The 9844-nt window shown below is 61.1% G+C and carries 12 protein-coding genes and 1 tRNA gene; 4 read left to right on the top strand and 9 right to left on the bottom strand.

The window, feature by feature from the left end; translation table 11 throughout:
- From B4N44_RS08135 to B4N44_RS08120, 4 genes are all read left to right on the top strand, one after another.
- The coding region (locus B4N44_RS08135) for an ATP-binding protein (protein ID WP_296699098.1) at positions 1-728 on the top strand (728 nt) is incomplete at its 5' end.
- Between the two features lie 135 nt (positions 729-863).
- Positions 864-2258 (top strand): DUF3696 domain-containing protein, encoded by a 1395-nt coding sequence (locus tag B4N44_RS08130; protein ID WP_296699096.1) that lies wholly within the window; start codon positions 864-866, stop codon positions 2256-2258.
- Between the two features lie 23 nt (positions 2259-2281).
- Positions 2282-2794 (top strand): hypothetical protein, encoded by a 513-nt coding sequence (locus B4N44_RS08125; protein ID WP_296699093.1) that lies wholly within the window; start codon positions 2282-2284, stop codon positions 2792-2794.
- Positions 2791-3498 carry an RNA ligase family protein gene (locus B4N44_RS08120; RefSeq protein ID WP_296699089.1) on the top strand — a complete coding sequence of 236 codons (708 nt, stop codon included), beginning with the start codon at positions 2791-2793 and terminating at the stop codon, positions 3496-3498. Before B4N44_RS08125 ends, B4N44_RS08120 begins: the two co-directional genes overlap by 4 nt.
- A gap of 153 nt (positions 3499-3651) precedes the next feature.
- Here the strand turns inward: B4N44_RS08120 and B4N44_RS08115 are convergent.
- From B4N44_RS08115 to B4N44_RS08075, 9 genes are all read right to left on the bottom strand, one after another.
- Positions 3652-3728: transfer RNA gene (locus tag B4N44_RS08115), tRNA-Pro, on the bottom strand.
- 37 nt (positions 3729-3765) lie between these two features.
- A complete protein-coding gene (locus B4N44_RS08110; protein WP_007194179.1) occupies positions 3766-4140 on the bottom strand; it encodes a MerR family transcriptional regulator in 375 nt (124 codons plus the stop codon).
- Positions 4121-4420: an integration host factor subunit alpha gene (gene ihfA, locus B4N44_RS08105; RefSeq protein WP_007194180.1), complete on the bottom strand. Its 300-nt coding sequence runs from the start codon at positions 4418-4420 to the stop codon at positions 4121-4123. The genes B4N44_RS08110 and ihfA overlap by 20 nt, the downstream gene beginning before the upstream one ends.
- Before the next feature lie 4 nt (positions 4421-4424).
- Positions 4425-6803 carry a phenylalanine--tRNA ligase subunit beta gene (pheT, locus tag B4N44_RS08100; RefSeq protein ID WP_296699082.1) on the bottom strand — a complete coding sequence of 793 codons (2379 nt, stop codon included), beginning with the start codon at positions 6801-6803 and terminating at the stop codon, positions 4425-4427.
- Positions 6804-6884: 81 nt separating this feature from the next.
- On the bottom strand, positions 6885-7916 hold the full coding sequence (gene pheS, locus B4N44_RS08095) for a phenylalanine--tRNA ligase subunit alpha (protein WP_296699078.1): 1032 nt from the start codon (positions 7914-7916) through the stop codon (positions 6885-6887).
- Between the two features lie 117 nt (positions 7917-8033).
- Positions 8034-8390 (bottom strand): 50S ribosomal protein L20, encoded by a 357-nt coding sequence (gene rplT / locus B4N44_RS08090; protein WP_007194183.1) that lies wholly within the window; start codon positions 8388-8390, stop codon positions 8034-8036.
- Positions 8391-8426: 36 nt separating this feature from the next.
- Complete coding sequence (gene rpmI / locus B4N44_RS08085) at positions 8427-8624, bottom strand: 50S ribosomal protein L35 (RefSeq protein ID WP_093186566.1); 198 nt, start codon at positions 8622-8624, stop codon at positions 8427-8429.
- A 149-nt stretch (positions 8625-8773) separates the two neighbouring features.
- Positions 8774-9307: a translation initiation factor IF-3 gene (gene infC, locus B4N44_RS08080; protein ID WP_120798414.1), complete on the bottom strand. Its 534-nt coding sequence runs from the start codon at positions 9305-9307 to the stop codon at positions 8774-8776.
- A gap of 58 nt (positions 9308-9365) precedes the next feature.
- A partial coding sequence (locus B4N44_RS08075; protein ID WP_296699069.1) for a His/Gly/Thr/Pro-type tRNA ligase C-terminal domain-containing protein occupies positions 9366-9844 on the bottom strand: 479 nt, incomplete at its 5' end.

Below are 9844 nucleotides of genomic sequence, written 5' to 3'. Positions count from 1 at the left end.
TGGACCAACCGATGATCAAGGCCCCTCAGCAAATCGCCCACACGAGCACCTATGTCCTCGACGCATTGGCCGCCGGCCTCACGCTCGCGGCCTCCGGATTCAAGACGATCCATCGTTACCCGGAGCGCGTCATCAAAGAGGCCATCACCAACGCGGTGGTCCACCGCGACTACCGGATGAACCGTGATATCCAGATCCGCATCTTCGACAACCGGATCGAGATCGAAAGCCCTGGCCTGTTTCCGGGAACCATCACCCCGGCCAACGTCGGCAAGGCGGGTTCCTTTGCCCGTAACCCGCTGATCGCGCGCAATCTGCGCGAGTTTCCCGAACCGCCCAACGTGGATGCCGGCGAGGGCGTCCGCATGATGTTCGCGGAAATGCGGACTGCCAACCTGTTTCCGCCCTTCTTCTCCGAGATCCGGGATACCGCCCAAGCATCCGTACTCGTCACCCTGCGCAATGAGGAGCGCCCACCCGTCTGGGAGCAGGTCAGCGATTGGATCGACCGTCATGGCTTCCTGGCCAACAGCGATCTGTGCCAGATCGCCGAGGTGGATACCCTGAAGGCGTCCAAGATGCTGAAACGCTGGGTCGAGCAGGGCGTGTTGCTGAAGGACGACACCGGCGGCAAACGCCACACGGTCTATCTCAAGCCGACCCTGGCCCCGTCTGCGCTGGATTGGGACGGTTCATTATCTTCCGAGGCGGATAATAGCCTGGAATAATCCAATAAAATCCAAAAAAACAAATACATAGAAATTTTGCCATTATCCTTTTAGGCGCGTCATGCCGTGCGGCGACTCATCGCGACCGAGTAGAGGGCGTCGTTCAGGATCGCGGCTGATCACCGGATTATCGACATGCTGACCGAACTGCACATCAAGAACTTCAAGGCATGGCAGGACACCGGGCCGATTCGTCTGGCACCCTTAACGGTGATCTTCGGCACCAACAGCTCGGGCAAGTCCAGCCTCGGGCACCTGCTGCTTGCGCTGAAGCAGACCGTTCAGCTCGCCGACCGCAAGCGTGCCTTGCACCTCGGGGACGAAAACTCGCTGATCGACTTGGGAACCTTTGCCGACTGTCTGCACGCCCATGATCTGACGCAATCACTCGAATTTTCACTGCGCTGGCGCCTGCCTTCGGCATTGACCGTCAAGAATGCCCTGAATGCCGGCCAGGTCTACCGAGGGGATGAGCTTTGGCTGTCGAGCACCTTGCGCACGGATAAGGCCGAGCAACCGCAAACCGCCACCTTCACCTACAGACTCTTCGATGGCGAGAACCCGGTTCTCGACGTCGAGCACTCGCGCGGTGCATCGTCCTCCCAGACGACTCTCGATTGCTCACCATTGAAGCTGGTACGGGCGCAAGGCCGGGCCTGGTCGGTCGAGCCGCCGGAAAAGTTCTATCGCTTCGCCGACCGCACCCTGCTGCGTTATCAGAACGCCGACTTTCTCGCAGACTTTGCGTTGCGGACCGAGCATGTATTGGAGCAGTTGTACTTCCTTGGACCGCTGCGCCGTCCGGCGCGGCGCGTTTATCAATGGTCGGGCGATACCGTCCCTGACGTTGGAGCCCAGGGTGAATATGCGATCCCTGCACTGCTCGCCGCCACGGCTCAAGATCGAAGACTCAACCGCGGATACCGCCAGCGAATGAAACGCTTCGATGAGTTCATCGCGCACTGGCTGGCTGACCTCGGCATCATCCACAGCTTCACCGTGCGCCCGGTTGCCGAGGGGCGCAAAGACTATGAGGTGCTGGTGAAGACACATCAGGACTCGTGCGAGGTTAGGCTGACCGATGTGGGTTTTGGTGTCTCGCAAGTTCTGCCGGCATTGGTCCAGGCTTTTTACGCGCCACCGGGATCAACGGTCTGGATGGAGCAGCCGGAAATCCACCTGCATCCAATGGCACAGTCCAATCTGGCGGACGTGTTCATCAGTGCGATCAAGTCCTATGAGGCCAATTCGTCCCGCAACATGCAGCTGATCATTGAAACGCACTCCGAGCACCTACTGACGCGCTTGCAGCGGCGCGTGGCCGAACAAGTCATCAGCGCCGACGAGGTGGCGATCTATATCGTCAACCGGAGAGGAACGGCGGCTGATATCGAGGCGCTGCGCTTGAACAGCTTTGGCGAGATCGAGAATTGGCCGGAGAACTTCTTCGGTGACGAGATGGGTGACATCGCCGCCCGAACGCTTGCGGCCTTGCAACGGCAGGCGACGTGCGATGGAGGAGATTCGTGAGCCCAGTCGTCATCGATACCAACGTGCTGCTGATCGCGAACGGCAGTCATCAGGACGTATCGCCGTCATGTCGTGCCGAATGCATCACCCGTCTTCTGGCACATCAGAAATCAGGAGTCGTGGTGATCGACGATGCCTTTCGTATCCTTAAGGAATACCAGCACAAAACCAAACCCAATCAACCCAAGGGGGTCGGGGACGCCTTCCTGAAATGGCTGCTGCAGAATGCCGCGAATGGCAAGCGCGTGCATCGTGTCGCCATCACCGAGACGGCCTCCGATGAGTTCGCCGAGTTCCCGGATCCTGCACTGCAACCCCAATTCGATGCGCCCGATCGCAAGTTTGCGGCGGTGGCCAATGCGCATCCGGACAAACCGCCCGTCTGGCAAGGGGCAGACTGCAAATGGCTGAACTGGTGGCCTCAACTGGACGCTCAGGGTGTCAAGGTCGAGTTTCTTTGTCCAGCCGATGTCTCTCGGTTCTACGCCGCGAAGTTTCCAGCGCATTCGGTGCCTGATTTTCCGCCTCACGCATGACCGATTTCTTCCACTTTCCGCACACACCACACCTCGCCTGGATCGGCCAGGGCGAGCCGCGTGATGACAAAGTCCTGTCACCGGTCGAGGTTGATGCCTTGCTCCAGTCAGAGGTCATCGTTGAGGAAAAGCTCGACGGCGCTAACCTGGGGTTCTCGGTCGATTCCGATGGCCGCATCCGCGCACAGAATCGGGGGCAGTATCTACTGCCACCCTTCAGCGGACAGTTCGCACGTCTGAACACCTGGCTGGCGGCCCATGAGGATGCGCTTTTCGACACCCTGGATACTCACCTGATCGCATTTGGCGAATGGTGTGCCGCAAAGCATTCGCTGGACTATAGCGCGCTGCCTGACTGGTGGCTGGCGTTCGATGTCTATGATCGAAAGGAGCGGCGTTTCTGGTCGACGAAACGTCGTGACGCTTGGGCGGATGCCCTGGAGATCTCCAGAATTTCAGAAATCGCGAGAGGCCATTTCACGCTTGCCGACTTGCAGGATCTGCTGCAGAACCAGCGGAGTAACTACCGGGATGGCCCTCTGGAAGGATTGGTGATCCGGGCGCAGGACGATCGCTGGCTACATCAGCGCGCCAAGCTGATCCACCCCGATTTTACGCAACAGATCCAGCATCATTGGCGCCGACAGGGATTGGTGTGGAATCGACTTGCCATGCCCGCTTTGGTCCGGCGGCGGGGAGAGTAGGAAGCCATGGGCGTCACAAAAGGGGGGCAACAGCAAATGGCACCTAGCGTGCCAGCGTGACCTACGTCACGTAACATCGATCCGCTTGGTGACTCTATGGTGACTCAAAGAAAAATGGCTTAGGTCAAATCAGACCTAAGCCATTGTTTTTATTGGTCGGGGCGAGAGGATTTGAACCTCCGACCACCTGAACCCCATTCAGGTGCGCTACCAGGCTGCGCTACGCCCCGATAAGACGCGCAATAGTAGGTTGTAGCCCTTGCGCTGTCAACGTCGCAGCAGCTGAAGGACGTCTTCGAGCTCTGCGCGCATCTGACGCAGGATCTGGTGGGTCTGACTCAGGTCGTTCTTGGCGCCCTCGCCGCTGAGCTGCAGGCGCGCGCCGCCGATCGTGAAGCCCTGCTCGTAGAGCAGGTTGCGGATCTGGCGCACCATCAGCACGTCGTGACGCTGATAGTAGCGACGGTTGCCGCGTCGCTTGACCGGTTTGAGCTGAGGGAATTCCTGCTCCCAATAGCGCAGCACGTGAGGCTTGACCCCACAGAGCTCGCTCACCTCGCCGATGGTGAAGTATCGCTTTCCCGGGATCGGCGGAAGATCGCCGGGGCCGTTGTCCTCGCCCTTATCGGTCGGTTCCAGCATAGGCCTCCACTCGCTGTTTTAGCTTTTGCCCCGGACGAAAGGTCACCACGCGCCGCGCCGTGATCGGGATCTCTTCTCCCGTCTTGGGGTTGCGGCCGGGACGTTCCTTCTTTTCGCGCAGATCGAAGTTGCCGAACCCGGAGAGCTTGACCTGCTCGCCGCGCTCCAACGCCGCGCGAATCTCCTCGAAGAACATCTCGACGATGTCCTTGGCCTCACGCTTGTTCAGGCCAAGCTCATCGAACAGGTGTTCGGCCATATCGGCCTTGGTCAATGCCATGGGGTCAATCCCTCAATCTTGCGCCAAATTCCGAAGCGAGGCGGTCTAGGATCCGCCTCACTGTGTCTTCGATGACACCATCTGTAAGTGTCTGAGAAGAAGCCTGTAAAATCAATCCAAGAGCGAGACTTTTTCTGCCCGATTCAATGTTTTTGCCGGTGTAGAGGTCGAACAGGACCAAATCGCGCAACAGCTCGGTCTCCGTGGCGCGAATACAGTCCGCAATCGCGGCGTAAGTCACCGCCTCGTCGACGATGATGGCGATGTCGCGGCGAATACTCGGGAAGCGCGAGATGGACGCGTGTTTGGGCAGGGCGCCGATGCTCAGGGGCGCAATGTCCAACTCGAACAGATAGGCATCGCCCGTGATGTCGAGCTGTGCGGCCAGGCTGGGATGCAGCATTCCGAGCAGACCCATGGCTCGACCGTCACACTCCACGCTCGCGGTCTGACCGGGATGCAGCGCCGGATGTGCACCCGGAACGAAGCCGAAACGCCCTGGTGCGCCGGTCAGTGCCAGTAGGGCCTCCACATCGGCCTTCAGATCGAAGAAGTCAGCCGCCCGGCTCGCCAGGCCCCACTGCTCCGATTCCGAGCTCCCGACGATGAGCCCCGCCAGACCCTGCGTTTGGGTCAGACCATCCGCACCGATGCGAAAGCGCAGACCGGACTCGAAGATCCGCACCCGCTCTTGCTGGCGTGCCTGGTTGTAGCGCGCGGTCTGGATCAAGCCGGGCCAGAGGCTGGTGCGCATGGTGGAGAGCTCGGCGCTCAGCGGGTTCGCAAGGCGCAGCACCTCTTGATCGGGATCGACCAAGGCCTGCATCTCGGGGCTCACGAAGCTATAGGTGATGACCTCGTGGAAGCCGCGGTCGACCAGCGCCAGACGGGCACGATCCAGATCGAAATCCGCCTCCGGGGTCGATCGCGTGACCGATGCCGAGCTTGCGTGGCTCACCGGGATTCGATCGTAACCGTAGATGCGGCCGATATCGGCGATCAGGTCGACCTCTTGAACCAGGTCGAAGCGGGCACTCGGCGGTGTGACGAGCCACCCTTCGGCGGTCGGCTCGGTGTGCATGCCGAGACGTGTGAGGATGTCGAGGATGGTCTCCTCCGGCAGCGCGAGTCCGAGCACTTGAGCGACACGCGTATGGCGCAGCGTCAACGCCCGAGGCTTGGGTCGATCGGTCTCCGAGATCGCCTCGACCACCGGACCCGGCTCGCCGCCGACGATCGCGATCAAGAGCCGGGTCGCGCGCTCGATCGCGCGGATCTGGAGCTCGGGATCGACACCGCGCTCGAAGCGATGCGAAGAATCCGTATGCAGACCGTAAGAGCGTGCCTTGCCGCTGACGGCCAGCGGCGCGAAGAAGGCGCTCTCGAGCAGCACATCGCGGGTCTCGGGACCGACCGCGGTCTCCGAACCGCCCATGATGCCGGCCAACGCGACGGCGCGCCCGGCATCGGCGATCACCAGGGTGTCCGCGCGCAGGGTCGCTTCCTCGCCGTTGAGCAGGGCAATACGCTCGCCTTCGGCCGCCATGCGCACGCGGATCTCGCCGTCGAGCTTGGCGAGATCAAACCCGTGCATCGGCTGACCCAGCTCGAGCAGGACATAGTTGGTCACGTCGACCACCGGGCTGATGGCGCGGATCCCGCCGCGGCGCAGGCGCTCCTGCATCCACCAAGGCGTCGTCGCGCTCGGATCGATGTCGCGGATCACGCGGCACACATAGCGCGGGCAGGCTGTCGGGGCCTCGAGATGCACCGGCAAGGACTGGTCATGGAGGGGTGCGACCGGTTGGATCGCGGGTGTCGCGAGCGGCGCACGGTTGATCACGGCGACCTCGCGTGCGAGTCCGGACACGCTCAGACAATCGCCTCGATCCGGGGTGAGATCCACCTCGATGCAGTGGTCGTCCAGCGCCATCCAGCCGCGGATATCCTCGCCTACAGGGGCATCCGCCGGCAGCGGCAGGATACCCTCGGAGGACTCGGCAAGACCCAACTCCTTGGCCGAGCAGATCATGCCGAAGGACTCCACGCCCCGCAGCTTGGCCTTCTTGATCTTGAAGTCGCCGGGCAACACGGCGCCGACGGTCGCGACCGGGACCTTCATCCCCTCGGCGACGTTGGCGGCCCCGCAGATGATCTGGATAGGCGCGTCCTCGCCGAGATCCACCCGACAGATCCGCAGCTTCTCGGCATCCGGATGCGGTGCGACGGACTGCACCCAGCCGATCCGCACGCCGCTGAAGGCCGGGGCCGCGGGTTCGACTGCGTCGACCTCGAGACCCGCCATGCTGAGCTGGTCGGCCAAGTGCCGGGTGTCGACCGGTGGGTTCACCCACTCCCGCAACCACGCCTCGCTGAATCGCATCTGCTGCTGCCCTATATGCTGGTTCTTATCCCGTTCGAAGCGACGAGAATCGATTTTCTTTCAATAGATTGACGCCGGATCTTACGAAAATTGGCGCAGATATCTCAGATCGTTCTCGAAATTCAAGCGGATGTCGTCGATTCCGTAACGCAGCATCGCCAACCGCTCCACCCCCATACCGAAGGCGTATCCGAGATAGCGATCGGGGTCGATGCCGACGTGGCGAAAGACCTCCGGATAGACCATGCCGCAGCCGAGTACCTCGAGCCACCCGGTCTGCTTGCAGACCCGACACCCGCTGCCGCCGCAGATGACACACTGGATGTCGACCTCGGCCGAAGGCTCTGTAAAGGGGAAATAAGAGGGTCGGAACCGCAGCTCCAGATCGCGCTCGAAGAAGTTTCGCAAGAAGTCGTAGAGCACGCCCTTCAGATCGGCAAAGCTCACCTGCTCGTCGACCAGCAGGCCCTCGACCTGATGAAACATGGGCGTATGGGTCAGGTCCGAATCGCAGCGATAGACGCGACCCGGCGCGATAACCTTGAGCGGCGGCGCCTGCTCCTCCATGACCCGGATCTGGACCGGCGAGGTATGGGTGCGCAGCAGAAGCTCGGCATCGAAGTAGAAGGTGTCGTGCATCGCCCGCGCGGGATGATGCTCCGGGATGTTGAGCGCCTCGAAGTTGTGATAGGCGTCCTCGACCTCCGGCCCCTCAACGACGGCGAAGCCGGCATTGGCGAACAGACGCTCGATGCGCCGCATCGCGCGGGTCACGGGATGCAGAGCGCCGGGCCGCCGACCACGTCCGGGCAGACTCACGTCGATCCGCTCGGCGGCGAGTCGCGCGGTGAGTGACGCCTCTTCCAGGACGACCTTGCGCCGGTCAATGGCATCCTGGACCGCAACCTTGGCCTGATTGATCTCCTGACCGGCTGCGGGACGCTCGTCCGCCGGCAGCGTACCGAGCTGCTTGAGCAGCGTGGTCAGCCCCCCGCTCTTGCCGAGATAGCGCACGCGCACCTGATCGAGACCGGCGAGATCGGCCGCAGCCGCGATGGCATCGAGCGCCGCGCTCTGCAGAGCCACGAGACCGAGTCGGGTGAGTTCAGCCATAGTCGGGTCTTCCCGCTGGGGTGTCTGGTCCGCCGCGAGGTCTTGAAACGAAAAAGGGAAAGACCGGGGCCTTTCCCTCTTGTATCGCCTTGGAACCCGGGCGAGAAAGGAAATGGCTTAGGCCAGTGCGGTCTTCGCTTGCTCGGCCAGCGCGGCGAAGGCAACGCTGTCGTGGTAAGCGATGTCGGCGAGCACCTTGCGGTCGACCTCGACCCCGACCTTTTTCAGCCCGTCGATAAACCGGCTGTAGGAGAGACCGTTCTCGCGAGCGGCGGCGTTGATACGCGCGATCCAGAGCGCACGGAATTGGCGCTTCTTCTGACGGCGATCGCGGTAGGCGTATTGACCGGCCTTGATGACGGCCTGCTTGGCGACTCGATAGACCTTGCTGCGGGCACCATAGTAGCCCTTGGCCTGATCAAGGACCTTTTTATGACGAGCGTGGGCGGTAACACCCCGTTTGACGCGTGGCATTCTTTGACTCCTGGGATTCGTTCAAGCGCAATGCGATCAGCAGTAGGGGATCATCCGCAGCGCGGCCCGCACATCCGACTTATGAAGCCGCTTGGGCGCGCGCAATTGGCGCTTCCGCTTGGTGCTCTTCTTGGTCAGGATATGACGCCGATGCGATGAGTTGCACTTGACCGAACCGGAGGCAGTGCGCTTAAAGCGCTTCGCCGCCCCGCGATTTGTTTTCAGCTTGGGCATGGGTTTTGTACTCCGCGATTTGCCGAATGATTGTCGTGCGACGCCTGTCGAGCCGAGGTTTTTTGAAGACGGCATCGGCCATATCGACCGACGGTTGTCTCCTCGAGACGCTCAGTGTGATTCGCCCGCTGGCTCGACGATCTGCGTCGCTACTTCTTTTTGGGGCCCAGCACCATGACCATTTGGCGTCCTTCCATTTGGGGTTGTTGCTCCACGATGCTGAGGGCTGCAAGGTCGTTTTCGATCCGCTTCAAAAGCTCCAGGCCGAGCTCGCGATGGGCATGCTCGCGCCCGCGAAACCGCATGGTGACCTTGCCCTTATCCCCTTCGTTGAGGAAACGCATCAGGCTGCGTAGTTTGACCTGATAGTCTCCTTCGTCCGTTCCCGGACGAAACTTCACTTCCTTGATCTGAACCTGCTTCTGCTTTTTCTTGGCTTCGTTTTTCTTCTTCTTTTGGTCGAATAGAAATCTGCCGAAGTCCATGAGACGACACACCGGAGGCTCCGATGTCGGAACGATCTCCACGAGATCGAGGCCCGCTTCCGTGGCCATCTCCAATGCCTCGCGCGTATTGACGACTCCGACTTGGTTTCCGTCCGCGCCGATCAGACGCACTTCCGGTACGTTGATCTCCTTGTTGACGCGGTTTCTCTTTGGTGCAGCGATAGCAGGTTCCTCCAAAAGCACTGATAGACACGACACGCACGACGCACTCGAGGCCCCTTGATCGGGCCGGGCGTCAGTGGGTCCGGTTCGCGATCTCTTCGCTCAGACGGTCGATAAAGGCATCGAGCTGAAGGATTCCGAGGTCCTGGCCCGCACGGTCGCGGACAGCAACGGAACGTGATTCGACCTCCCGATCACCGACGACGAGCAGGTAGGGTACTCGTTGCAAGGTGTGCTCGCGGATTTTAAAGCCGATCTTCTCGTTTCTCAAGTCCGTCTCGGCCCGGAAGCCCTTCCCGCGCAAGGTCTTAGAGACCTCCTTGACGTAATCCGCCTGCCGGTCCGTGATATTCATGACCATCACTTGGATCGGCGACAGCCAAACCGGCAATTGACCCGCATAGTGCTCGAGCAGGATACCGATAAAGCGCTCCACCGAGCCCAGAATCGCGCGGTGGATCATCACCGGGACCTGCTTGCTGTTGTCCTCGGCGATGTAGTGCGCACCCAGACGCCCGGGCATCGAGAAATCCACCTGGATGGTGCCGCACT

The sequence above is a fragment of the Thiocapsa sp. UBA6158 genome (assembly GCF_002423035.1).
Classification (GTDB): Bacteria; Pseudomonadota; Gammaproteobacteria; order Chromatiales; family Chromatiaceae; genus Thiocapsa.
This window is presented reverse-complemented; position numbering and strand designations above follow the sequence as displayed.